Consider the following 23,218-nt stretch of genomic DNA (forward strand, 5'->3'; position numbering starts at 1 on the left):
GCAACGCGAAAGTTGCGGTGCGTGACGGGGTGCGGGTGCCCGCTCGCGGCCTAGTTCTGCGGTGCCAGGCTTCGTACGACGTCGAACTCGTTGCCCTCGGGGTCTGCCATGACCACCCAGTTCCGGTCCGAGCCCTGGCCAACGTCCGTCCTGGTGGCGCCTAGGCCGAGCAATCTGGTCACCTCGTCCTCGGTGCTGCCGTCGATTGGGCTCACGTCGAGGTGAAGCCGGTTCTTCACGGCCTTGCCCTCGGGCACCTGGATGAACATCAGGGTGGGCGGCATCTGACGGGCCCGAACATCCTCGACGGTCGGCACCCACGAGCCGATCTCGACCTTGCCCTCGCTCCGGTCGATCACCTTGAAATCCAAGACCTCGCACCAGAAGGCCGCGAGCCTCTCCGGATCATGGCAGTCAACGACCAACTCGGTGAACCTACTTGTCACGACTCTCCCAGAGGGTGCGGACGGGGCTCAGAGTATGCCGCCTGGCCTCCGGTCACCGGTCGGCGACGAAGGAGCCCATGCCCCGGGTGGTGGTGATCAGGCCCTCCGCCCGCAGGGCCGCGGTGGCCTTACGAACCGTCTCGCGGGCCACTCCGAATTCCTGCTCCAGCTTCACTTCGGAGATCAGGCCCCGAACTGGGTACTCACCGCTGGCGATTCGCTGCCGAACCACCTCGGCGATCTGCTGCCACTTCGGCCTTGTCGGATCAAATTCGAACACAGGCAAACTGTACGTAGCACCCAGCAGGAAGTCATAGAGACCTCTCACCCCCCATATGGGTAGACAACCCCCAGCAGGCACCCCTACGGTTCTGATGACAGACCCCGGCGACGGATGGAAGCCGTCCCGGGGCGTGGCCGAACGCTTCGAAGGAGCGCCAGCATGCAAAACCCTATCCTCCGACTCCTCGGATGGACCCTCACCGCCTTAACCCCGCGCCCGAGCGGCCGACACCGAGCACCACACCTCACCTGGCACCTCCCGGACCCACGCGCTCCCCAACTCCCCCACCACGCCAGCCCACTTGACGGCGCTGCGTCACCCCTCGTACGCCCGTACCTCCTGGGCGACGCCGAGTCACACCTGGAAGCCCGCCGCCAACGCGAACGCCGCCGCGCCCTCTACCTCGCGACCCTGGGCATCGACATCGGCCCGAACCGCATCCACGGCATCCCCGTGGGAGCCACCCGATGACCGCCCGCCCACCGGTCCGCATGTGCGCCCGCTGCCAACGCACAACGAGCGAACCGGTCCTGGTCCACGAGGTACACGCGGCCACCGGCCCCGGCTTCAACGTCTACGCCTGCCCGGACTGCGCCGACCATTACCCGCCGTTGACGGATCCCCTGGAACTCCTCGAAGCCGAGCCCCCAAGACCGTCCCGGATGACCATCCGTATCTACAAGGTCACGCCCGAGGGTGCCGTCGCCCAGGAGCGCGGCGAGATCCGCACCTGGACCGGCAGCCGCATCGACCCCACCCCGCAGACCGCGGCTTTCCCTCCGTGCAACTGCCCAAGATGCGGGACAGCCTGAATAACTCCCGCGAAGACACACAGACAGGTCTGGCCCCAGGCGCCACCCCAAGCGTCCGGGACCAGACCCGCCAATATCGCCATTACTCTTGGCTTCATCCTGGCCTCACGGGGAGTCCACTGTGAAGCGCCGCTCTTGAAGGTCATGAACTGATGTCCCCCAACAGATCACTGGCCGACTCGGCGGTGGTGGCCCGTCTCGGCGGCGGAGTCGTTGCAGCGGCACGCCTGTGTGTCATCGTTCCGGCGGTCTTCATCGTCGTGTACTTCCTGCTGGCCATCGTGACCCCGCGTTCCTTCGTCCCGGTCTGGGTCTGGACGGAGCGTGCGGTGGTGTCCGCGGGCATTCTCGGCGTGCTGTGGATCTTCACGCGCCACCCATGGCACAGCCGTCGGCCCGCAGGCCTCACCCACGACCTCGCCGTCTCCTGCCTCCTCGTCCTGCCGGCGGTCGTGACCGGCTTCTGGCCGGCTGTCTTCGGCGCCTTCGTCACCCCGCTGATGGTGGCTGGCTCCGCGATCACGGAGAGGTTCCGCAGTGCCTGACCTTTCCGACGACGCACATACGATTCGGGGGCCCAGCCCGGCTCCGAGCCGCGACGAGGTCCCGTGCGTCTTCGAGCGTGGGAAGCAGTCGAGCGGCTCTATCGGGCGCCCGGGCGCAGAGCGATCCTCTGACGGCACCGCGACCGCTCCTTCTCATCGCTCGAGCAATCCACGAACCCGACAGGCAACACCCTCTCGATAACGGCGCCGAACGCCCACCAGGCGTTCGGGGCCGCTGTGCGCCTGGACACGATCACGCCAAAAGCGCAGCCAACCTGCCCTCATTCCTCCCCGTCTGCCCGGTCGTGCAAGGAAGTTCGCTGTGGCGAAACCAATCGCCGCGCAGATACCGTCAGTGCTCTTGACTGAACATCTGTCTCACGGGGAGTCCACTGTGAAGCGCCGCTCTTTGCCCGTTGCTGCCGCGCTCGCCGCGACCGCAGCCCTGCTGCTGACCGCATGCGGCAGCGGGGACGACAGCTCGAAGGACAACGACAAGATCGCAGGGGCCGACACCAGCGACACGACGACTTCGGCTTCGCCGAGCGCAACGGGCGCTGCGAGCCGCCCCCAGGTCACCCTGCCGGACGACCTCACCGACACCTTCGAAAACTGGAAGACCGGCGACGCGACCCAGGACGCCGTCCTTGCGGATGTCGCAAAGAGGGTCGACACGACGAACTACGCCATCACCGAGGGCAACGCCGAGCTGCCCGCCCTCAGCTTCTACTACAGCGGAACGGCGCTGGCCGACGCCAAAGACTGGGTCCAGTCCATCGTGAAGGACGGCTACTCGATCACGGGCGCAAACCGCTACTACAACCCCAAGGTTGACGTCTTCGACGCTTCATCGGCGGGGGTCGTGTACTGCGAGGACCAGTCGAAGGCCTACGCGAAGGACCGCAAGTCGGAGAAGGTCTACAAGACTGCTGCGACCGACAAGTCGTACGTCCTCTACACATCACGGCTCGAGAAGAACAAGCAGGGCGTCTGGCAGACAACGAAGCTCACTTCGGAGAGGGGACACAAGTCGTGCACGCCGTAGCAGCCCGCAGTCGCCTCGTCGTGGTCGGCATTCTCTCGGGAGCACTTGTCCTGGTACCGGGAACCGCCTTCGCGGACTGGCCGCCAAGCGCGGGCACCCAGGGCAACACCAAGCAGACCGCCAGCGCCGACGCCGGCACCTTGGTCTCGAAGGTCACCTATTCCGGCTCCGTACGCTCTGGTGGCAGCAAGAGCGCCATCCAGCCTGTGGGCAACTGGACCCCACCTGCATGCTGGTACGAGCCTCGTTCGGTCGCGGACTTCGAGAAGTACGTCGAGACGATGTACGAGGAGACGATCAACACCCCCGGTCAGGCCAACTACGCCAAGGCTGCGGTTGGTCAGTTCCGCGACATCTATAAGGACGGCGAGTACAAGGATTACAACGGCGACAAGGCCGACGAGGGCAACTGGTGGGTCGCCGTCCAGAATCCTGACCGCGTCGACGACCCCGCCAGCTGGGAGTGCAGCAAGCTGCCGTTCTGGGTGGAGAACAACGATGATCCCGGCGTCGACCAAGCGGTCACGCCAAAGATGCTCGCCGAAGCCGCCTACAACGCGATTCAGCTCCCGGGTACCAAGGTCACCCTCGCCCCCGAGGACATCACCAAGGTCAACCTCTCCACCTGGGCTTGGCTCGACAAGACCCAGTTCAAGGAGGTCGCGGTGACCGCGGCTCTCAATGTCGCCGGCCTCAACATCCAGGCGACGACCACGGCGAAGCCCGTCTCCCTCGAACTCGAGCCAGGCACCGGCGATGCCGAGACCTACCCGACCTCCAGCGTCTGCAGGATCAACGGCGATGGCTCCATCGGCGAGCCCTACGCCAAGGGCAAGTCCGACGAGACCCCACCCTGCGGCATCAAGTACCTCCGGTCGTCGGGCAGCGGGACATTCAATCTCAAGGCGACCATCACCTGGGAGATCGACTGGACCGGCACAGGTGGTGCGGGCGGCGATCTTCCTGACGGCACCTTCGGGACAACCCAGGACATTACCGTCCAGGAAATCCAGTCCGTCAACCGCTGATCAGAGCCACCACCCCGGAGCTCGAAGCCGCCGTCGACCCGTCAGGAACCCGGACACGACATGAGTGACCTGCGCCTCGAAGACACCATCTTCCAGGATCTGAAGAAGACCTTCTCCACCATCAGCGACCGCATGGATGCAACGCGCCGCACCCTGCGAGGCACGGACGCCTCGGCAGTCGGGCAGAGCCAACTCGTCGAGGACGTACAGGACTTCGCCGACGAGTGGGGGTACGGAATCAAGCAGCTCGGCAAGCACACTCAGGGTGCGGTCAAGATGATCAACAAGATCGGCGAGTCCTTCAACCAGCTCGACCTGGACCTCGCCGAATCGCTCAAGGCCCCGAAGAAGAAGGGCAAGTGACGTGGCCGGCAAGCGCCCCGCATTTCTGCACATAGGTTGGGACCCCACCCCCGGAGACGTGGAAGACACCCGGGACCTCGCCAAGAAACTCGGCGGACTGGCAAGCGAGTTGGGGACGGCTCTGCGGGAGCTGGAACGGATCGAATGCGGGGCGTGGCAGGGCAAGACCGCGCTCGCCTTCACCGAGTACATCGGTCAGGACGTCACCCCCCTCATTCGCAAGAGCCACGACTCCTTCGACAAGGCCTCGCGCGCCCTGCACCGGTGGGCCAACGAACTTCACGACTTCCAGGATGAAGCGAACCGCCTCGAGAAGTCCGCCGGTGAGAAGCTCGAGGCCCGGGAGAAGGCCGAGCAGAAGGCCGAGGGCAAAGGCAGCGAGGAACTCGGCAAGGCCTCCGGCGCGGTGGACGAGGTCACCGGCAAGGTCCACGACCTTGAGGAGCGATACAAGGAAGCCGCGGGGAAGATCAGCAAGGAGCTCGACAAGGCCGGCGACATCGCCCCGGACGAGCCCGGCTTCTGGGACAAGCTCACCAAGGGCGTCGCGGACGCGTGGGACGCCACTGGTCAGTGGATCAAGGACCACGCCGACATGATCAAGTTGATCGGCGACCTGCTGAGTGACCTGACCGCGGTTCTGGCCCTGCTGGCCATCGTCACACTTCCATTTCCGCCTCTCGCGGCGATCTTCGGTACGGCCGCGCTCATCACCAGTGGGCTCGCTCTGGTGGCGCACGGAATCGCCAAGGCTGCCGGCGCCGACGTGAGCTGGATGCAGATCGGGTTGGACGCTGTGGGGCTGATGCCAGGGATCGGAGCGTTCAGCAAGGGGATCAAGGTGGCTGGCAAGACTCCGGCGCTGGCCAGTGCCGCTGCGGCCAGCAAGGCCGGAGCGCTCGGCAAGGGATTCCAGGCAACCAATATCGGCAGGGCGCGCATGCTGCTGTCCACAGGCGAGCAGGCGGGGTTTGTCAAGGGTGGGATCAAGTTGCTGCCCGGCAAGGTAGTACTCGGTGGTATGGCCGACAACGTCTACGACGTCTCACACGCGACCAGTGGCCTGGCGTCGCGGATGGGAGGGATCGCCAACCAGGGCTACCACGCGGGCCAATGGCTCGGCTCCAAGGGAGCCAACCTCATACCGGGTGTGAATATCAATCCACTGGGAGCCGGCATCGCCATGGACGCCGGATTCAAGATCCTCCCCAAGATCACGAGTATTCACGATCACGTGGGAGAGGCCCTCTTCCCCGGCGACCAGTTCGCGAAGTCGGCCTCGGGCAACTGAAGGTCCGGAACGTAATGGCAGAGTGGTCGCGCAGGACAGCGGATTCGGATTCGTACCCAGGAAGATGGATAAGGCCATGACCATCTGGCAGCCCGAACCGGGCGAGACGCTTCTCACCCGTTCCTTTGTCACCCTCGCTACAGGCGCGGCCATGCGCGTCAGAGGCATGCGCTGGTTCCGCGACACCGAACGCAACGACATCCAGAACGAACTTCCGGGCTGGCCCGAAGGGCCGGTTTACACGGCCCGTTCGACAGGTGACTCAGTCGCGCGAAACACCGTAAAGGGCGCGGCGATTGCGGTGGGTGTCGCCGTCATGGGCATCCTCTCCTCGCAGGGCGGCAGTGTCGGCGGCTCCTCCGGCCCCGGCTCCGGCAAGGACACATCGGACGACCGCGCGGACGAAGTCGAGGACTTCCCCGTCGTGTGGGCCGCACCCAGTACGATCGCCCGCACCTTGCCCTGGCAGCTGGATCCCGTGCGCTCCCCCGAGGAGCACTACCGCACACACGCGATCGTCACCGACCGGCGACTGGTCATCGTGGGGTTTCCGTACTCCAAAAAGAACGACGAGCTCATCGAGGACGAAGTCCTTTGGGAGATCCCCCGATCGCAGATCAGCCGGGTCGAACCAAAGGCCTTCAAGGACGGGAATGACGTCAAGATCGTCTTCAGCGATGGCTCATGGTGCAGGCTTCGGGCCATCACACGGGAGAAGTTCACTCGCTACCTGATCCACCCTCGCGATTTGATCCCTCTGGAAACCCTGACACCGGCACAGCGGAGCACCGTCGAGGGCTTCGTCGCCTCGTCCGCCCCGCCCGAAGAGATCGGAAAGCCGGTCGTCAGTCGCAACCCCTGCGGTCACTACCGGATCGATTTTCTGAAGCTGAATCAAGTCGACTCGTTCTTCGGGCTCTCCGAACACTCCACGCTCATGGACTCTGAAGGAGTTGAGGTGGAGATCACCGCCTACCACCCAGACGACTTCTGACCCCGAAATGCGCTGAACCCCACCAGGACGGCATCACCCGACATGACAACGCCCGCCGACTCCACGAGTGTGCTCCCACCCACGTCCACCGCCGGGGAGCCCCCGCCCCTCTCGTTCAATGTCCCCGAGGGCTTCTTCGCCCTCCCCCTCGCCGCCACCCCCGATGAACGCGCCGAGCGCGCCCAGTCCTTCGTACGGGAGCTCTACTCCCGCGGCGATGAGAACATCTGGGAGCCCGCCGCCCCGTACTACGCGGCGATAGCCGAGCTCATGGCGGACTCCGGGGTCTCGTACTCGGCGATGGGACTGTTCTCCACGGCGGAAGAAGAAGACGGGGAAGACGGGAGCGCAGTCAGGCACGAAGGTGCCGACGGTGTCGCCCAGTGCGCCTTCACCGTAGCGGCCGTCCCGACCGACCAGGACCGCGACGACACCGACATCGTGGCCCAAGGCATCCTCGCGATCCTCTCCAGCGACCCGTACAACGACGCGCGATGGCTCGACCTGCCGTGCGGACCCGCGGTCTCCTGCGTCACGTTGCGCGAGTACAAGATCAAGCCAGAAATGACGGAGAACGGCGAGCAGGTCGATCTCCTCACGGGGCAGGTCCAGGTCCATATCCCCTTCCCCACGGGCCCGTTCACCGCGGTCTTCACACTCCACACGGCGTCCATGAACTACTGGGCCGAGTTCTGCGACATGACCGTGGGCATTCTCCAGACCCTGTCCTTCACAGATCCGGCCGCGGATACGAACGCCGAAGCTGACGCAGGCGAGATGACGAACTAATGGACTGGTACCCCGCCGCCGACGAAGACCTACTCCTCCGCACCACCGACAGGTCTCCCCGACGGCGCCTTCGGAAGTGACCACCGAGCCGTGAAACGCAGATCACACCCACCGCAGCGAATACGCCATGGCGTCACACAGTTCCCCCATCGAACCCTCCGTGCCGCTCAGCGGCATGGAGAAGGCCAGGTGCAGGTAGCCCACGCCGGCAGGCATGTGTACGTGGAAGTCGATGGTCGTGTCGGTGGTGGCGCGGACCGTCGGGCCGGCCGGTAGTTCGACGACGTCCACCTCGGCGTTCCGGGCGGTGCGCTGAGCCAGTGCCTGGGCGAAGTCGCCCGGTGTCGGGGCCGATCCGCGGGGGGTCTGTGCCAGCGAGATGAGGAGGGAGGCGGGCAGGGCCGACTCGCCGGGCGACTCCGTCTTGAGGAAGAACTCCAACGCGCCCTGGGAGAGGCCGTGTTCGGCGGTGTTGCGCAGGGTGGTCCAGACGGTTCGGGCCACCTCCGCGGAGACACCGCTTCCCGCGGACTCCTTGTCCACGAAGGTCTTCAACTGGCGGCGCCAGCGCTCGTGGGTGAGGTCGACGCGAAACCAGTCGCGGGGGACGAGGAGCCGGTAGTCCGAGGGCGGAGTCTCAGCGGTGGTCGCGCTCACGCCCCGGTCGCCCCGGTCGCCCCGGTCGTCCCCGTCGTCCCGGAGGTGATCAGCGGCGAGCCGTCCGCGTTGAAGAGGCGGATGCTGCTGACCGTGTTGCCGAACATCGTGGAGAAGGTGTCCCAGCCGGCCGCGGTGGGGGTGGACATCTCCATGATCATGGTGGTGCCGTTCGGGAGGGGTATGTAGACGCGTATGAACGAGGTCGGGAACGTGAAGCCTTCGCCGGACTCGGTCAGTTCGCCGGTGAACTGGGACTCCCGGGCGCCGATGTACGACACGGCGGGTCCGCAGGGGAGCTCTATCCGGGAAACGTCACCCGCGTCCAGGCGGCGGAGGCTCGATGAGATCTCCCTCACCGCTCCCGGAACACCACCATCGACTTCCGGGCTGTCCACCAGAGCCGCGAACACCGTGGCGGTACAGGGGGTTTCGTCGACCGCGGTCACACCGATCGCGGCGTACTCGGCTCCGGCGGCCAGCAGGTCGTCGAAGCCGAGTGCGCAGACGACCCCGAACTGGGTCTTCTCGTCCTCCCCCGCCCCCGGGAGGGCCTTGTCCACGAGTTCTTCCAGCAGCCGTATCGCCTCGTCGTCGTCCGCCTCGTGGATGGGGAGGTCGTGGTAGATCTCCGGCATCACCCAGCGGACCTGGACGTCGTCGGAGCGGAGCACGGGCGGTGCGGTGTGTGTGGGGACGAACGCCGACACATTGAGCTCGGCCATCAGGGAGTCTGGTCCTTTTCGGGGATGGGGCGCTCGGGAGCCTCGGGGAAGAACTTCCGGGAGGTGGCATACATCCCGTAGTAGGGGTAGAGACGCGGGATGTCGGCGCCGCCCTGGCGGGCGATGCCGGCGATCTGGCGGTAGAGGCGTGCCCTGCAGCGAACGTTTCGGATGGTCTGGTCGAGCAGGGTGCGGCGCCGCACGAGGTAGGTCCCCACCAGAGCGCCGCAGACGATCAGCGCGTCCACGACGATGAACGCGATCTGGAACTGCTGGGACTTCTGTGATGCGACCAGATCCCAGAACGGCCACGCACCGAACCCGAAGACGAAAATCGGCAGTGCGAGGAGACAGCCGAGGACGCTGGCCTTCTCCGTGTCCTCGCGCCGCTGGAACAGCATCCAGTGCACGGCCCGGTCATCGAGAAAGTCGAAGCGCACCTCGCGTCCGTAGCGCTCCGCTGCCGCCTTCGCGGCGGGAACGGCCGCGATGACCGACGAGGAGACCATGTTGTGCACGGCCCCTTGGTCATCGACGAACTTTCCGAACTCAAGTGCTTGGTAGTCACCCATGAATCGGTTCTCCTTACCCGACGGGCGCCAACGCGCCGTGGAACGAGGTCGGCGACGGGCTCGGTTGCGGCGTCGGCGAGGGGGTTCTCGCCCCGCCGGACGGACTGGGGGTCGGGTCGGGCGGAGTGGTGGGCCGGGCGGTACCGGGCGCAGGACTCACCGGGTTCGCTGTGTCGTCCTGGGGGAAGTAGCGCCTCAGCCTCAGCAGGCTCTGTACGTATGCGTTGCCGAGTGCGGCGCCCTTGATGTAGCGCGTGATGGTCACCGGGTCGAACCCTCCTTCAGGAAGTCTGACCTTGGTGATGCCTCGTTTGGTGAGGAACTTGGAGGCGAGGCCGACGCCCCTGTTGATGCTCTTCACGGCGAAGCCGTTGGTGAAGCCCGCCCAGACGGCGTCGCTCGCGACCAGCAGCCGTGACCCCTTGGCCGCCGCGGTGAGCCCCCTCACCGCCCCGAGTCCCGGGATGATTCCGAGCACATCGAAGGTGATCTTCAACCAGTCGAACTTCCCGCCGCGCGCGAAGTAGTCGTACAGACGGCCCGACAGAGCGGTGGCACTGAGTGCGCCCGCCGCGACGACAAGGAAGACGGCGAGTGTGCCACCCGACAGCACGACCGCCGCGATCAGCGCAGCCACCGCCAGAACCGTGGCCGCGGTCGATATCCAGTCCGCGTTGTCGGCAATCCAGTTCATGATCCCGCCAGGGTCCCGGACCCCGTCGTGGTGGATCACGTTCTTGATCCTCCTGGCAGCCCGCTTCGCCGCGTCGTCGCGGATCTCCTTGGCGCCCTCGATCTGGCTGCGCGCCACAGCCATGAGATGCGCGGCGTCGTCCCGCTTCTTCTCCTGCTTCGTGCGCTCCACGTGGTCGTCCTTGGACGGGACCGTGCCGACGGTCGGCTCCAGGATCTTGAGGGCCGCCTTGTGATCGACCTCCGCGGCGCGGAAGTCCTCCAGCGCCTTGTCGGCGACCCGCTGCGCCCGGCTCAGCTCACTGGCGTACTCCTCCGACTCCCCGTCCTTGACCTTCGTACCGAGCGCCGTCGCAGCCTCGTCGTAGCGGTCGTACGCCTTCTTCAGGCGCCCGGACGCGTCGCCCGCGATCTCGTGGAAGGCGCGGCCCGCGTCGCTGTCCCAGCCGTCGACCGATGCCAACGCCTTGATGTTCCGGGCCTGTTTGTCGATCTCTTCGGCCATGCCACGGAGCTTCTTGCCGAGCCGTGCCACCTCGTACGGATCACCGGGCACCGGGTCGGAGTCGTACATCGGGGTCCAGTCCTTTGGACGGGGTGTCACTGCTACTTCCCCTTCTTGTCGCTCTTCTTGGCGTCCCGGAGCGCTTGCGCGAGCTCGTGGTCGATGTCCTCGTAGGCCTTGGCCGCGTTGTCGGTGTACTTGGCCAGGTTCTCGATGTCCTTCATCAGCTTCTTGCGGTTCTTCTTCCACGTCTCGGAGAAGTCGTCGAAGACGTCCCGCAGTTTGTCGCTGCCGAGGTCGTCGCCATAGCCGTCGGCGGGGTTGCCGTTCTCCTTGAACTCGCGGTGGATGCGGTAGAGCGAGTCCGAGCAGTCCTTGATCATGTCGAGGTCGTATCGAGTCTTGTCCGCCACGGTCGGGCTTCCTGTCCAACGGTCGAGTGAGGCTACTTCACACCAGGCAGCGAAACAGCGGGTGCGACAGGACGCCGATCACGCCCTGTCGCACCCGAGTCGGCCCGCGATCCCGGGTCAGCCCTTGGCGCTGCGCGCCAGCTGGTCGTCCAGGTCCTCGTAGGCCTGCTTGGCCGAGGTCAGGAACTTGGACATGCCCTCAAGTCCCTCCATGGCCTTCTTCGCACCCTTGGTGAAGTCCTTGAAGGACTCCTCAAAAGCCGACGAACCCTTCTGGGTCGTGTAGCCGCCGTTGTCCACGAGCGTCTTGATGCGGTCGTCGATGGTGTCGAGTTCCGTGTGCAGACGGTCCATGTCCTTCAGAAGCTTGCCGGCCTCCTTCTCCATCTCGGCATATGTGAGATCTGCATCCTTCTTGCCCATGACGGCTCCCTCCCGTTCAGATCGCCGCAGGGCCTACCCCCGTGGCTGCGTTGTGCGGATCGCTCGGGCATCCGCCGACCTGTCCGCATGAGCAAAGATCCTACGGGTGGGGCTGTTGGGGTCACATGGCTGTTCCGTAACAGGATCGTGAGCGGGCGCACATCCCGTTGCTACGGGGAAGGAAGGGGCGGCTAAGGTCGCTTCAACTGTGTTCAGCGTTCCGGGGGCGGCCTCTGCCCAGCGAGGAGGACGAACGTGCGCCTGAGTCTGACCGTCGTCGACCCCATCGGCGGTGCGAGTGCCGATGTGGTGCTTGATGCCGATCCCGAGTCGTCCGTCGGCGACATCACCCGGGAGCTGGCGCGACATGTCGGTCTGGGCGACAGTGCGCAGATCATCCCCATTGGAGCCCAACGCGGCCCCGGCGGCGGGATAGCGCAGGCGTACGTCGACGGATACGCCCTGGACCCGAGCGCGACCGTCGTCGGGTCGCCGCTGCGGGAGGGTGCCGTCGTCAGCCTCCACGATCCGGCCGGCTGCCTGCTCGGGGAGCCGACCGGAGTGGTGGAACTGCGGGTGGCCGGCGGTCCGGCGGCCGGTGCGGTGCACCGGCTCGGAGTCGGGCGGTACGACATCGGCAGCGGCTCGGCCGCGCCCCTCCGTGTCGACGATCCCGAACTGGCCGCGCGTGCGGCCACGTTGTCGATCGCAATCGACGGAACCTGCCAGATCGCCGTGCACGGCGACAAGAACGACAAGGGAGACAAGCAGGGCGTCCGCCTCGACGGTGAGGAACTCGACGGCGACTCCTGGCCCCTCGGCTCCCAGCTCGCCCTCGGCAACACCCTGCTGGAAATCGTCGGTTACACGCCGCCGAACGCGGCCCTGAAGTGGTCGGACGACGGATCCGGCCTCGACTACAACCGGCCCCCTCGGCTGCGTCCGGCCGAGCGCCAGACCCACTTTCGGCTGCCCTCGCCGCCCGGAGACTTCGAAGCCCGGCCGCTGCCCTGGCTGATGGCACTGTTCCCGCTGGTCGGCGCCGTGGTCGCGGCCATGATCTTCCAGCGCTGGTACTACCTGATCATGGCCGGGCTGAGCCCGATCATGCTCTTCGGCAACTACTTCATGGACAAGAAGCACGGCCGGAAGTCACATGCCAAGCAGCTGAAGGAGTACAAGGAACACAAGGAGCGGATCGAGAAGGACGCCCAGGACGCGCTGCGCACCGAGCGACTGGACCGGCGGAACGCCATCCCCGACCCTGCCGCCGTACTCAACTTCGGGACCGGCCCCCGTACCCGGCTGTGGGAGCGGCGGCGCACCGATGCGGACCACCTGGTGATGCGGGTCGGTACCGGCCGGGTCCCGTCCGTGGTCGTGCTCGACGACCCGGAGCAGGACGACCACAAGCGCCAGGTCACCTGGGACATCGAGGACGCGCCGGTGGCGCTGCCGCTCAAGGATCTCGGTGTCATCGGCATCGCCGGGCCCGGCGACTCGGCCCATGCGCTGGGCCGTTGGGCCGTCGCCCAGGCCGCGGTCCTGCACAGCCCCATGGACGTCCAGTTCTACGTGCTGACCGAGAACGAGGCGCACACCCGCTGGGACTGGACGCGCTGGCTGCCGCACGCGCGTCCGTCGGGCGGTCAGGACGCCAACGTGCTGATCGGCACGGACTCCGAGACCGTGGGTGCCCGCGTCGGTGAACTCACGCAGCTCCTCGACGCGCGCCAGAAGGCCGTGAAGGAGGCCGGAGGCTCCGGTGCCGGCCTCATCGACGCCGATATCGTCGTCGTATGGGACGGATCCCGTCGGCTGCGTTCGATGCCGGGTGTCGTACGTCTGCTGCGTGAGGGACCGGGCGTCTCCATGTACGCGATCTGCCTGGACGAGGAGGAGCGGTTCCTGCCCGGAGAGTGCCAGGCCGTGGTCGTCGCCGAACCCAGGCGGACCGAGGAAACCCCTGGCCAGGCCGCTGGCTTCGCGGCTGCGGCGCCGCCCTCCGCGGGCGGGTTCCCGTCCTTCCACGCCTGGCACCAGACGGCCGAGCAGGACTCCGAGGGCGCGGAGAAGGTGCTCGAACTGAGGCTGCGGGTCGAGCAGAGCGGCCACCGCCGTATGACCGACGTACGGCCCGACTTCGTCTCGCCCGCCTGGTGCGCGCGGCTGGCCCGGTCGCTCTCCGCGCTGCGCGACATCAGCGGTGAGACGGAGGACTCGGCGCTGCCGGGTTCCAGCCGGCTGCTCGACGTACTGCAGCTGGAACCGCCGACGCGGGACGCGATCGCCGCCCGCTGGCGCATGGGCGGGCAGTCGACGATGGCCGTCGTCGGTGAGTCGTACGACGGTCCCTTCGGTATCGACATCCGGCGGGACGGGCCGCACGGCCTGATCGCCGGCACGACCGGTTCCGGTAAGTCGGAGCTGCTGCAGACCATCGTGGCCGCGCTCGCCGTCGCCAACACCCCCGAGAACATGACCTTCGTCCTCGTCGACTACAAGGGTGGCTCGGCGTTCAAGGACTGTGTGAAGCTCCCGCACACCGTCGGCATGGTGACCGACCTCGACGCCCACCTCGTCGAGCGTGCCCTGGAATCGCTCGGCGCGGAGCTGAAGCGGCGCGAGCACATCCTCGCCGCCGCCGACGCCAAGGACATCGAGGACTACCAGGACCTGGTACGCAGGGATCCCTCGAACCCGCCGGTTCCCCGACTCCTCATCGTCATCGACGAGTTCGCCTCGATGGTGCGTGACCTGCCCGACTTCGTCACCGGTCTGGTCAACATCGCCCAGCGAGGCCGTTCGCTCGGCATCCATCTGCTGCTCGCCACCCAGCGGCCCAGCGGTGTCGTCTCGCCCGAGATCCGGGCCAACACCAACCTGCGGATCGCGCTGCGCGTGACGGACGGCAGCGAGTCCAGCGACGTCATCGACTCGCCCGAGGCCGGTCACATCTCCAAGAGCACACCCGGTCGCGCGTATGTGCGTCTGGGACACGCCTCCCTCGTCCCCTTCCAGTCCGGCCGCGTCGGCGGGCGCCGGCCGGGGGCGGCCGACCCGCAGACGCTCGCGCCGTGGGCGGGACCGCTGCAGTGGGAGGACCTCGGACGGGCCGCGCTGGTGAAGCCGAAGGCCGAGGCCCGCCAGGAAGAGGAGATCACCGACCTCAAGGTCCTGGTGGACGCGGTGCAGGAGGCCAACCGGGCACTGGGGATTCCGGCACAGCACAGCCCGTGGCTGCCCGCTCTGGAGGAGACCCTCCTGCTGGACGCCATTCCGCCGGTCCGCAGCGCGGGTGCGCTGCCCGCCGCCCCGTACGGCGTCGAGGACCTGCCTGCCGCACAGGACCGCCGCCCGGTGGCCGTGGACTTCGCCACGTTCGGGCACCTGCTCGTGGGCGGCGCTCCGCGGACCGGTCGCTCGCAGCTGCTGCGGACGATCGCCGGCTCACTGGCCCGTACGCACTCGGTGGCCGACGTCCACCTGTACGGGATCGACTGCGGCAACGGCGCCCTCAACGCGCTGACCCGGCTGCCGCACTGCGGAGCGGTCGTCGGACGCAACCAACTGGAGCGGGTTGTCCGGCTCTTCGCCCGGCTGAAGGGTGAACTCACCCGTCGCCAGGACCTGTTCGCCGACCAGGGGTACGCCGACATCGGCGAGCAGCGGGCCGCCGCGGGCGAGGACGAGCGGCTGCCGCACATCGTGCTGTTGCTCGACCGCTGGGAGGGCTGGCTGCCCACGCTCGGCGAGTACGACCACGGTGACCTGACCGACCAGCTCATGGCCATGATGCGCGAGGGCGCGAGCGTCGGCATCCACGTGGTGATCACGGGTGACCGGCAGATCCTGTCCGGGCGGATCGGCTCGCTGACCGAGGACAAGTACGGCCTGCGCCTTGCCGACCGCGGCGACTTCTCGATGCTGGACATCAACTCCCGCAAGGTTCCCGAGGAGATCCCGCCGGGCCGGGCCTTCAGGAACGAGACGGCGACGGAGACGCAGTTCGCCCTGCTCTCCGAGGACACGACCGGGCAGGGGCAGGCCGCCGCGCTGATCGCCATCGGCGACGCCGCGGCCGCCCGTGACACGGCCATCCCGCGTTCCCGCCGGCCCTTCAAGGTCGACGTGCTGCCGAGCCGGATCTCCTTCGCGGACGCCTGGGGGATGCGCGACCCGGAGACGAGCACGTCCCCGCTGTGGGCGCTCGTGGGCGTCGGCGGCGACGAACTCACCGCGTTCGGCCCCGACCTCGCCGAGGGGGTTCCGGCCTTCGTGATCGGCGGCCCGGCCAAGTCCGGTCGCAGCACGGTGCTGTTGAACTTCGCGCGCTCCTACCTCGCACAGGGAGTACGCCTGGTCGTCGCCGCGCCGCGCCAGTCGCCCCTGCGTGAACTGGAGGGCCAGGAAGGCGTCCTGAAGGTCTTCACCGGCCGCGACATCGAGGACGACGACCTCGAGGAGGCCATCGCCTCGGCGACACCGGAGCAGCCCATCGCCGTCCTGGTCGACGACGCCGAAGTACTGGACGACTGCGACGCCGAGGACATCTTCAAGAAGATCCTCCAAAGCGGCGTCGAGGACGGGATCGCCCTCGTCATCGCCGGCGACGAGGAAGAGATCTGCGACGGCTTCTCCGGCTGGCAGGTCGACGCCAAGAAGGCCCGCCGCGGAATCCTGCTCTCCCCACAGGATTCCTCCGCAGGCGACCTGATCGGCATCCGCACGACCCGCAGCATGGTCGGCGGCCCCATCGCCCCCGGAAAGGGAATGCTGCACCTCGGCACCGGGGAACACATCACGATCACCACGCCGATGTGACGGTCACCGCCCGACAGAGGGACGGCGGCCCGGTCAGAGTGACGGGCCGCCGGAGAACCGTCCGCTACCCGACCTTCGACATCCGAGCCACCGGATCCCCCGCCTCCGGGTTGTCCGTCTCGTACTTGAGGTCGTCTCCGACGGGGGTGAGGCGTACCTCGTGTTCGCCTGTTGTGCATACGTCTCGGTTGGACTCGTCGGCGATGCTTGTGACGATGAGTTGCTTGGACGTGACCTGTTTCAGGATGAGTACGTCGTCGCAGATGCCGCCGATCTGGTCGGTCTGGCGGAAGGTGCCCAACTCCTTGCCCACGGCGGCCTGGTGGACGGTGACGCGGATGGTGCCCATGGGGAGGGTGCCGCTGAGTGCGAGGCCGGGGCCCTCCCAGGTGCCCAGGTAGGAGGCGGGGATGGACTGTTCCCCGGTGGCCGACGCGCTCGGTGTCGCGTAGGCGGAGTCCGCTGCCGAGGTGTCGCCCGAGCCGGTCGACTTGTCCCCGCCCGGCATCAGGTCGAACAGGAACGCCGAGCCCACCGTCACCGCCGCCAGCGCCCCCGCGACCGCCAGGGCTACCGTGCAACTGAGCCTGCGGCCACGGCCGTTCACCCCAGTCGCGGAGGTGGCGGCCACGCTGACGGAGAGCTTGCCGGGGCGGTCGGCAGGGGGCGGCGGCGCATCGCGCGGCTCGGGCACATAAGTAGGTGTGGGCGTCATGACCGGCGGCGGGCCGAACTCCCCGCCCACGGAAGGGTTGCTGAACTCCACCGGCCCCGAAGGCAGCCCGGCCTCCAGGTTCAGCAGCCGCACCGCGCTGCGGCTGACCTGCTCCACCATCGGCCCCGGCAGCCATCCCGCCGCGACCAGCCTGGCCGCTCCCTCCGGGGCGAGGCGCCGGGCCACGTCACCCGGAGCCGGCCGCTCGCCCGGATCCTTCGCCAGGCACTCAGCGACCAGTTGCCGCAACTCGCCCTCCAGCGAGCCGAGTCGGGGTTCCTCGTGCACCACCTTGTAGAGGAGGGAGGCGGAGGAGTCGCCGGGGAACGGCGGTTCCCCGGTCGCCGCGTACACCAGCAGCGCGCCCAGCGAGAAGATGTCCGCGGGGCCCGCGACCGTCTTGCCGAGGATCTGTTCGGGCGACATGTAGCCGGGGGAACCGACCGAGACGCCGGTCGAGGTCAGTGACGCCGTGCCGTCCGTGGCGCGCGCGATGCCGAAGTCGATGAGCAGGGGGCCGTCGAGGGTGAGCAGGACGTTGGAGGGCTTGACGTCGCGGTGGACGAGGCCCAGCGCGTGGACCGCCGAGAGCGCTTCGGCGAGGCCGGCGCCCAGGACTCGTACGGAATGGGCCGGAAGCGCGCCGGCGTCCGCGACGGCGGCCGCCAGCGAGGGACCGGCCGCGTATCCCGTCGCGACCCACGGCACCGGCGCCTCCGGGTCCGCGTCCAGGACCGGGGCCGTCCACGCGCCGCCCACCCGCCGCGCGGCCTCGACCTCGCGGCGGAAACGGGCGCGGAACTCCTCGTCGAGCGCGAAGTGCGGGTGCACGATCTTGACCGCGACCGTACGTCCGCCCGTGCTTCGGCCCAGATACACGCGCCCCATGCCGCCGGAGCCCAGCCGGCCGAGCAGCCGGTAGGGCCCCACGACCGTGGGTTCGTCAACTCCCAGCGGCTGCATGGCGCTCACAGCTCAACCCTCCCCCGTACGTACCGCACGCACTGCTCAGCAGAGTAGTGCCGTACGAGGCGTCCCGGGCCTCAGGACTCCAGCAGCCGCACGCTCACGTCCGCCGGGAACCCGGTGGTCGAGCCGACCCGGCGGGCGAACTCCCGTACGGCCGCCAACTGCGGGCCGCCGAAGCGGAAGTCGAGCGTCGTGAAGTACTGCTCCAGGACCTTCTCGTCGAAGGCCTCCCAGCGTGCCGCCTGCTCGGCGACCTTGCCGACCTCGTCCAGGGACAGGTCCCTGGACGCCAGGAACGCCTCGTGGACCTTGCGGGTGACGGCCGGCTCGCGCTCCAGGTAGTCGCGGCGGGCCGCCCAGACGGCGAAGACGAACGGCAGGCCCGTCCACTCCTTCCACATGGCGCCGAGGTCGTGCACCTCGAGGCCGAGCTTGGGGCCCTCGCTCAGGTTGGCACGCAGGGCCGCGTCACCGATGAGTACGGCGGCGTCGGCCTCCTGCATCATCAGCGGGAGGTCGGGCGGGCAGGTGTAGTACGACGGCTGGACACCGATCTGCTCGGCGAGGAGCAGCTGCGCCAGGCGTACGGACGTACGAGAGGTCGAGCCGAGGGCGACGCGGGCGCCGTCCAGCTGGTCGAGGGGGACCTGCGAGACGATCACGCAGGACATCACCGGGCCGTCGCAGCCGACCGCGATGTCGGGGAAGGCGACCAGCTCGTCGGCGTGCTTGAGGAACTCGACGAGCGTGATGGGCCCGATGTCGAGGTCGCCCTGCACCAGCTTCTCGCTGAGCTTCTCGGGGGTGTCCTTGGTGAGCTCGAAGTCGAGGAGCGTGCCCGTTCTCGCGAGCCCCCAGTAGAGGGGCAGGCAGTTCAGGAACTGGATGTGGCCGACGCGCGGCCGGTTGCGAGAATTGTCCACATCGCGAGGCTAGCCCCAGTGAGGTACGGTGCAGGCTTCGGGTCCCCGAGTGGTTTCGAAACCACCCGGACCCCTCGTGTCAACCCCCGTGACAGACACTGATCCACTACGACGTCAACCCAGACGCCTTGCTGGTCAAACCTCCGGGTGACGTGATCTTGCCCTCTATTGCTTTCAGCTGCCCGGGTGGCTAAGCTCGCCCGCAAGTTGCAGTTTGGTTTCCCTTGCAGTACAGAGCCTGCGGAGCATGTGACCGCGGGCTCTCGTCGTTTTCAGATGAATGCAGTTGTTTACACGCAGTTGTTTACACCTTGCAGGTTCTGGAGCAGGGCAACCCTTTGGGCCCAAGGAGGGCTTATGGCTACCGGAACCGTGAAGTGGTTCAACGCCGAAAAGGGCTTTGGTTTCATCGCCCAGGAAGGCGGAGGACCGGACGTCTTCGTCCACTACTCTGCGATCAACGCCAACGGTTTCCGTTCACTCGAGGAGAACCAGTCGGTCTCCTTCGACGTGACGCAGGGTCCGAAGGGCCCGCAGGCGGAGAACGTAACCCCGCTCTAAGCCTGCGGCTCCATGAGCCCAGTGCTTTGAACAGGATCGATTAGCAGTACCCAAGGAGCCCCGCGCCGGCCTGGCGTGGGGCTCCTGCCTTTACGCGCATGTGCACCTAGATGTGCTGCATGACCAGTACGAACGTCGTCCCCGGCGCCAGCGCCTCGTACGCGTGCGGCACATCTCCGCGGTACGACACGTAGTCGCCGGGCCCGAGCTCCACCGTCTCGCCCCGCGGGCCCGCCGCCAGCCGCCCGGTGCTGACGATCAGTTGCTCCACCGTCCCCGGGATGTGCGGGTCCGACTCCCGGGCGGCGCCCGGCTCCACGCGCACGTGGTAGATGTCGCGCCGCGCTCCCGGCGGGCTCGCCGACAGCAGGGTGGCCGCGTACGCCGCCTGCTCGGAGTGGACGGTCGGCCCCTCGCCCGCGCGGATCACCTGGACGGCCGGGGCGGGCGGCTCCACCAGCGCGCTGAACGGTACGCCGAGCGCCACCCCCAGCGCCCACAGCGTCTCCACGCTCGGATTGCCGCTCGCCGCCTCCAGCTGGGAGAGCGTGGACTTCGCGATGCCGGCGCGCTTGGCCAGCTCGGAGAGGGAGAGCCCGGCGCGGGTGCGCTCGCGCCGCAGGGAGGCGGCGATCCAGTCGAGCGGGAGGCGGGACGGGGGGCCGTCGTCGGTCATATGTCGTTCGCTCCGTCGGTACGATCGTTCTGCTTGACGAACAGCAGGGTCACTGTTCATTGTAGAAAACATGCGTTCGCTACTCCGAACAACCGGGGCACTCGATTCCGGCCTCCTCCGTGACGTGGCCCTGGTCTGTCTCGCCAGCGGAGTCGTCGGCATCTCGTTCGGCGCGATCTCCGTCGCGGGCGGGCTGCCCGTGTGGGTGCCGGTGGTGATGTCGCTGGTCGTGTACGCGGGCTCCGCCCAGTTCAGCGCGGTGGGGATTCTGCTGGCCGGCGGCGGCCCGTTCGCGGCGGCGGCGACGGGGCTGCTGCTCAACACCCGGACGGCGGCCTTCAGCCTCGCCGTCGCGGACGTACTCGGCCGGGGCCCCTGGCCGGTACGGCTGCTCGGGGCACACCTCGTCACCGACGAGACGGTGGCGTTCGCACTCGCCCAGCCCACCCCCGCCCGTCGCCGGGCCGCCTTCTGGTTCTCCGGGCTCGGTCTGTACGCGGCCTGGAACCTGTGCGTGCTGGGGGGCGCGCTGGCGGGCGGGGCGATCGGGGACACGGGCACGTTCGGCCTGGACGCCGCCTTCCCAGCGGTGCTGTTGGCGCTGGTACTGCCCGCACTGCGAAAGGACTCGGGCGTACGGCGGGCCGCGCTCGCCGGTGCGGTCGTGGCGCTGGCGGCCACACCGGTCGTGCCCGCGGGGGTGCCGGTGCTGCTGGCGCTGGCCGGGCTGCTCGTCGTAGGGAGGACGGCATGACCACCCCGCTGGTCGTCGCCATCCTCGCGCTCGCGGTGGGGACGTACGCCTTCCGGCTGGTGGGCCCTGTCCTGCACGGGCGGGTCGAAATTCCCGTACGGGTACGGGAGTTGCTGTCCGCCGGAGCGGTGGTCCTGCTCGTCGCCCTGCTCGCCACCGGGGCACTCACCGAGGCGCGGGGGTTCGCGGGGTGGGCACGGCCGCTCGGGGTGCTGGTGGGTGGGGTGCTGGCCTGGCGGAGGGCGCCGTTCGTGGTGGTGGTGTTGGGGGCGGCCGGGGCGACGGCGGTGCTGCGGGCGGTCGGGGTGGGCTAGTGGGGCCGCCTACTGCTGCTCGTAGTCCGCGTACAGGCCCTCGATCTCCCGGCTGAAGTCGCGGGCGATCTCGTCCCGTTTCAGCTTCATGGTGGGCGTCAGATGGCCCGCGTACTCGGTGAAGGCGCCCGGGAGGACGGTGAAGCGGCGGATGGATTCGGGGCGGGAGACGAGTTTGTTCGCCTCGTCGATGGCGCGCTGGAGGATCGCGAGCAACTCCGGGTCGTCGACGAGGAGTTCGGCGGGGACCGGGTGCTTGCCGTTCATCTGGCGCCAGTGGGTGATGCCGTCGGGGTCGAGGGTGATGAGGGCGGTGACGTAGGGGCGGCGGTCGCCCAGGATCATGACGTGGGCGATGAGGGGGTGGGCGCGGAGCCAGTCCTCCATGGGGGCCGGGGCGACGTTCTTGCCGCCCGCGGTGATCAGGATCTCCTTCTTGCGGCCGGTGATGGACAGGTAACCGCCGTCGTCGAGTTCGCCGATGTCGCCGGTCGCGAACCAGCCGTCCGGGGACGCGTCGACGACTCCGCCCGCGTGCGGGTCCCAGTAGCCGCGGAAGACCTGCGCGCCGCTCAGCAGGATCTCCCCGTCGGCGGCTATCCGCACCCGGGTGCCCGGGAGGGGCCAACCCACGGTTCCCAGACGGGGTTTGTCCGGAGGCGTGACCGTGGCGGCCGCGGTCGACTCCGTCAGGCCGTACCCCTCGTAGACGTCGATGCCGGCGCCTGCGTAGAACGCGGCCAGACGGCGGCCGAGCGGAGAGCCGCCGCAGATCGCGTAACGGACCCTGCCGCCGAGGGCGTTGCGGATACGGCGGTAGACCAGCGGGTCGTAGAGCGCACGGGCGGCGCGCAGGCCCGGTCCCGGGCCCGGGCCTGTGCCGTGCTGGCGGGCCTCCAGCGCCTCGCCGTACCGCTGCGCGATGCGCGCCGCGCGGTCGAAGGACGAGCCGCGGCGCATCCGCTCGGCGGTCGCGCGGCCCGTGTTGAAGACCTTCTCCAGGACGTACGGGATGGCCAGGAGGAAGGTCGGTTTGAAGGAGCCCAGGTCGGCGAGCAGGTCCTGGGTCTGGAGGCTCGGACTGTGGCCCAGTTTCACTCGGGCGCGCAGGCAGGCGACCGCGACCATCCGGCCGAAGACGTGCGAGAGGGGCAGGAAGAGAAGCATGGAGGGCGCGTCCTGGGTGCGGGCCCTGAAGATCGGGTAGAGCAGTTCGATCGCGTTGTCGATCTCGGCGAAGAAGTTGCCGTGGGTGATCGCGCAGCCCTTGGGGCGGCCCGTCGTGCCCGAGGTGTAGATGAGGGTGGCGAGTGTGTCGGGGCCCAACACCCCACGCCGTACCGCTACTTCCGAGTCCGGGACGTTCTGGCCCAGCTCGGCCAGCCGCTCCACGTGCCCCTTCTCGAAGACCCACATGTGCCGCAGGTCGGGGATCCGGTCGCGTTCCGGGCCGAGTGCGGCGGCCTGCGCGACGGTCTCGGTGGCGAGTGCGACGGCTCCCGAGTCCTGGAGGATCCAGCGGACCTGGAAGGGGGACGAGGTGGGATAGACGGGGACGGTGACCAGGCCTGCCGCCCAGGCGGCGAAGTCGAGGAGGGTCCACTCGTACGTCGTCCGCGCCATGATGGCTATGCGGTCACCGGGGACGAGTCCCTCCGCGATCAGGCCCTTCGCCACCGCCTGTACCTGCGCCGCGAATTCGGCCGCGGTCACGTCCGTCCACTCGCCGTCCGGGCCCTTGCGGCTGAGGGCCGGCTCGTGCGGGGCCGCGGCCTCGTTGTCGAACGGTATGTCCGCGAGGGAGCCGTGCGTCATCGGGGCGACCAGCGGTGGCAGGGCCACCTCGCGCACGACCCCGTCCAGCCGTTTGATCTCGGGCTCCATGTGTGGAGGTTCGG

Annotated in this window: 25 protein-coding genes; 13 read left to right on the forward strand and 12 right to left on the reverse strand. The window is 68.1% G+C overall.

All coding sequences use genetic code 11. The annotated features are described in order from the left end of the window. Nucleotides 1-50 precede the first annotated feature (50 nt). Both OG266_RS18385 and OG266_RS18390 read right to left on the reverse strand, forming a co-directional pair. Nucleotides 51-446 (reverse strand): VOC family protein, encoded by a 396-nt coding sequence (locus tag OG266_RS18385; protein WP_371546949.1) that lies wholly within the window; start codon nt 444-446, stop codon nt 51-53. 52 nt (nt 447-498) lie between these two features. Beyond that, on the reverse strand, nt 499-726 hold the full coding sequence (locus OG266_RS18390; protein WP_266456470.1) for a GntR family transcriptional regulator: 228 nt from the start codon (nt 724-726) through the stop codon (nt 499-501). A gap of 162 nt (nt 727-888) precedes the next feature. Between OG266_RS18390 and OG266_RS18395 the strand changes: the two genes are divergently transcribed. The 9 genes from OG266_RS18395 to OG266_RS18435 all read left to right on the forward strand — a co-directional run bounded on the left by OG266_RS18395 (nt 889) and on the right by OG266_RS18435 (nt 7,596). After that, nucleotides 889-1,200 carry a hypothetical protein gene (locus tag OG266_RS18395; protein WP_371546953.1) on the forward strand — a complete coding sequence of 104 codons (312 nt, stop codon included), beginning with the start codon at nt 889-891 and terminating at the stop codon, nt 1,198-1,200. After that, complete coding sequence (locus tag OG266_RS18400; protein ID WP_371546956.1) at nt 1,197-1,541, forward strand: hypothetical protein; 345 nt, start codon at nt 1,197-1,199, stop codon at nt 1,539-1,541. Before OG266_RS18395 ends, OG266_RS18400 begins: the two co-directional genes overlap by 4 nt. 152 nt (nt 1,542-1,693) lie before the next feature. Beyond that, nucleotides 1,694-2,086: a hypothetical protein gene (locus OG266_RS18405; RefSeq protein WP_371546959.1), complete on the forward strand. Its 393-nt coding sequence runs from the start codon at nt 1,694-1,696 to the stop codon at nt 2,084-2,086. A 394-nt stretch (nt 2,087-2,480) separates the two neighbouring features. Next, the gene (locus OG266_RS18410) at nt 2,481-3,131 is read left to right on the forward strand and encodes a hypothetical protein (protein WP_371546962.1); all 651 of its coding nucleotides are present in this window, start codon (nt 2,481-2,483) and stop codon (nt 3,129-3,131) included. 20 nt (nt 3,132-3,151) lie between these two features. Continuing rightward, nucleotides 3,152-4,159, forward strand: coding sequence for a hypothetical protein (locus tag OG266_RS18415; RefSeq protein WP_371546965.1), 1,008 nt, complete (start codon nt 3,152-3,154; stop codon nt 4,157-4,159). Between the two features lie 60 nt (nt 4,160-4,219). Next, entirely contained in the window at nt 4,220-4,522 is a 303-nt protein-coding gene (locus OG266_RS18420) for a hypothetical protein (RefSeq protein ID WP_371546968.1), read from the forward strand. A gap of 1 nt (nt 4,523) precedes the next feature. Continuing rightward, nucleotides 4,524-5,813, forward strand: a complete 1,290-nt coding sequence (locus tag OG266_RS18425) for an enoyl-CoA hydratase/isomerase family protein (RefSeq protein WP_371546969.1) — start codon at nt 4,524-4,526, stop codon at nt 5,811-5,813. A gap of 76 nt (nt 5,814-5,889) precedes the next feature. Then, entirely contained in the window at nt 5,890-6,807 is a 918-nt protein-coding gene (locus OG266_RS18430) for a hypothetical protein (protein ID WP_371546972.1), read from the forward strand. Between the two features lie 42 nt (nt 6,808-6,849). Further along, complete coding sequence (locus OG266_RS18435; RefSeq protein WP_371546975.1) at nt 6,850-7,596, forward strand: hypothetical protein; 747 nt, start codon at nt 6,850-6,852, stop codon at nt 7,594-7,596. A gap of 102 nt (nt 7,597-7,698) precedes the next feature. On the opposite strand, the gene OG266_RS18440 is transcribed toward OG266_RS18435, so the two are convergent. The 6 genes from OG266_RS18440 to OG266_RS18465 all read right to left on the reverse strand — a co-directional run bounded on the left by OG266_RS18440 (nt 7,699) and on the right by OG266_RS18465 (nt 11,584). Then, nucleotides 7,699-8,253 (reverse strand): hypothetical protein, encoded by a 555-nt coding sequence (locus OG266_RS18440; RefSeq protein WP_371546977.1) that lies wholly within the window; start codon nt 8,251-8,253, stop codon nt 7,699-7,701. Further along, entirely contained in the window at nt 8,250-8,978 is a 729-nt protein-coding gene (locus OG266_RS18445) for a hypothetical protein (protein WP_371546980.1), read from the reverse strand. Before OG266_RS18445 ends, OG266_RS18440 begins: the two co-directional genes overlap by 4 nt. Beyond that, nucleotides 8,978-9,550 carry a hypothetical protein gene (locus OG266_RS18450; RefSeq protein WP_371546982.1) on the reverse strand — a complete coding sequence of 191 codons (573 nt, stop codon included), beginning with the start codon at nt 9,548-9,550 and terminating at the stop codon, nt 8,978-8,980. Before OG266_RS18450 ends, OG266_RS18445 begins: the two co-directional genes overlap by 1 nt. A 13-nt stretch (nt 9,551-9,563) precedes the next feature. Further along, entirely contained in the window at nt 9,564-10,847 is a 1,284-nt protein-coding gene (locus tag OG266_RS18455) for a putative T7SS-secreted protein (RefSeq protein WP_371546984.1), read from the reverse strand. Between the two features lie 2 nt (nt 10,848-10,849). Next, complete coding sequence (locus OG266_RS18460) at nt 10,850-11,161, reverse strand: hypothetical protein (protein ID WP_266456507.1); 312 nt, start codon at nt 11,159-11,161, stop codon at nt 10,850-10,852. Between the two features lie 117 nt (nt 11,162-11,278). Further along, nucleotides 11,279-11,584 (reverse strand): WXG100 family type VII secretion target, encoded by a 306-nt coding sequence (locus OG266_RS18465; protein ID WP_266456510.1) that lies wholly within the window; start codon nt 11,582-11,584, stop codon nt 11,279-11,281. Nucleotides 11,585-11,839: 255 nt separating this feature from the next. On the opposite strand from OG266_RS18465, the gene OG266_RS18470 reads away from it, so the two are divergent. Continuing rightward, a complete protein-coding gene (locus OG266_RS18470) occupies nt 11,840-16,408 on the forward strand; it encodes an FtsK/SpoIIIE domain-containing protein (protein ID WP_371546988.1) in 4,569 nt (1,522 codons plus the stop codon). Between the two features lie 64 nt (nt 16,409-16,472). Here the strand turns inward: OG266_RS18470 and OG266_RS18475 are convergent, their stop codons facing one another. Both OG266_RS18475 and OG266_RS18480 read right to left on the reverse strand, forming a co-directional pair. After that, on the reverse strand, nt 16,473-18,086 hold the full coding sequence (locus OG266_RS18475; protein ID WP_371552852.1) for a serine/threonine-protein kinase: 1,614 nt from the start codon (nt 18,084-18,086) through the stop codon (nt 16,473-16,475). Between the two features lie 80 nt (nt 18,087-18,166). Then, nucleotides 18,167-19,015 (reverse strand): menaquinone biosynthetic enzyme MqnA/MqnD family protein, encoded by an 849-nt coding sequence (locus OG266_RS18480; protein ID WP_266456514.1) that lies wholly within the window; start codon nt 19,013-19,015, stop codon nt 18,167-18,169. A gap of 357 nt (nt 19,016-19,372) precedes the next feature. Between OG266_RS18480 and OG266_RS18485 the strand changes: the two genes are divergently transcribed. Then, nucleotides 19,373-19,576, forward strand: a complete 204-nt coding sequence (locus OG266_RS18485; RefSeq protein ID WP_037627265.1) for a cold-shock protein — start codon at nt 19,373-19,375, stop codon at nt 19,574-19,576. Nucleotides 19,577-19,682: 106 nt separating this feature from the next. Here the strand turns inward: OG266_RS18485 and OG266_RS18490 are convergent, their stop codons facing one another. Next, the gene (locus OG266_RS18490; RefSeq protein WP_329546091.1) at nt 19,683-20,252 is read right to left on the reverse strand and encodes an XRE family transcriptional regulator; all 570 of its coding nucleotides are present in this window, start codon (nt 20,250-20,252) and stop codon (nt 19,683-19,685) included. A 70-nt stretch (nt 20,253-20,322) separates the two neighbouring features. Between OG266_RS18490 and OG266_RS18495 the strand changes: the two genes are divergently transcribed. After that, the gene (locus OG266_RS18495) at nt 20,323-21,006 is read left to right on the forward strand and encodes an AzlC family ABC transporter permease (protein ID WP_371546993.1); all 684 of its coding nucleotides are present in this window, start codon (nt 20,323-20,325) and stop codon (nt 21,004-21,006) included. Then, nucleotides 21,003-21,320, forward strand: coding sequence for an AzlD domain-containing protein (locus OG266_RS18500; RefSeq protein ID WP_329546093.1), 318 nt, complete (start codon nt 21,003-21,005; stop codon nt 21,318-21,320). Before OG266_RS18495 ends, OG266_RS18500 begins: the two co-directional genes overlap by 4 nt. Before the next feature lie 9 nt (nt 21,321-21,329). Here OG266_RS18500 and OG266_RS18505 read toward each other — a convergent pair whose 3' ends face one another. Next, the gene (locus OG266_RS18505; protein ID WP_371552854.1) at nt 21,330-23,204 is read right to left on the reverse strand and encodes a long-chain fatty acid--CoA ligase; all 1,875 of its coding nucleotides are present in this window, start codon (nt 23,202-23,204) and stop codon (nt 21,330-21,332) included. Between the last annotated feature and the right edge of the window lie 14 nt (nt 23,205-23,218).

The sequence above is a fragment of the Streptomyces sp. NBC_00554 genome (assembly GCF_041431135.1).
Lineage (GTDB): Bacteria > Actinomycetota > Actinomycetes > Streptomycetales > Streptomycetaceae > Streptomyces.

Excerpts from the sequence above, each read along its gene's own strand:
- OG266_RS18395 (WP_371546953.1), top strand. The coding sequence starts at position 889 with ATGCAAAACCCTATCCTCCGACTCCTCGGATGGACCCTCACCGCCTTA.
- OG266_RS18400 (WP_371546956.1), top strand. The coding sequence starts at position 1,197 with ATGACCGCCCGCCCACCGGTCCGCATGTGCGCCCGCTGCCAACGCACA.
- OG266_RS18405 (WP_371546959.1), top strand. The coding sequence starts at position 1,694 with ATGTCCCCCAACAGATCACTGGCCGACTCGGCGGTGGTGGCCCGTCTC.
- OG266_RS18420 (WP_371546968.1), top strand. The coding sequence starts at position 4,220 with ATGAGTGACCTGCGCCTCGAAGACACCATCTTCCAGGATCTGAAGAAG.
- OG266_RS18430 (WP_371546972.1), top strand. The coding sequence starts at position 5,890 with ATGACCATCTGGCAGCCCGAACCGGGCGAGACGCTTCTCACCCGTTCC.
- OG266_RS18435 (WP_371546975.1), top strand. The coding sequence starts at position 6,850 with ATGACAACGCCCGCCGACTCCACGAGTGTGCTCCCACCCACGTCCACC.
- OG266_RS18445 (WP_371546980.1), bottom strand. The coding sequence starts at position 8,978 with ATGGCCGAGCTCAATGTGTCGGCGTTCGTCCCCACACACACCGCACCG.
- OG266_RS18450 (WP_371546982.1), bottom strand. The coding sequence starts at position 9,550 with ATGGGTGACTACCAAGCACTTGAGTTCGGAAAGTTCGTCGATGACCAA.
- OG266_RS18465 (WP_266456510.1), bottom strand. The coding sequence starts at position 11,584 with ATGGGCAAGAAGGATGCAGATCTCACATATGCCGAGATGGAGAAGGAG.
- OG266_RS18475 (WP_371552852.1), bottom strand. The coding sequence starts at position 18,086 with ATGCAGCCGCTGGGAGTTGACGAACCCACGGTCGTGGGGCCCTACCGG.
- OG266_RS18485 (WP_037627265.1), top strand. The coding sequence starts at position 19,373 with ATGGCTACCGGAACCGTGAAGTGGTTCAACGCCGAAAAGGGCTTTGGT.
- OG266_RS18490 (WP_329546091.1), bottom strand. The coding sequence starts at position 20,252 with ATGACCGACGACGGCCCCCCGTCCCGCCTCCCGCTCGACTGGATCGCC.
- OG266_RS18495 (WP_371546993.1), top strand. The coding sequence starts at position 20,323 with ATGCGTTCGCTACTCCGAACAACCGGGGCACTCGATTCCGGCCTCCTC.
- OG266_RS18500 (WP_329546093.1), top strand. The coding sequence starts at position 21,003 with ATGACCACCCCGCTGGTCGTCGCCATCCTCGCGCTCGCGGTGGGGACG.
- OG266_RS18505 (WP_371552854.1), bottom strand. The coding sequence starts at position 23,204 with ATGGAGCCCGAGATCAAACGGCTGGACGGGGTCGTGCGCGAGGTGGCC.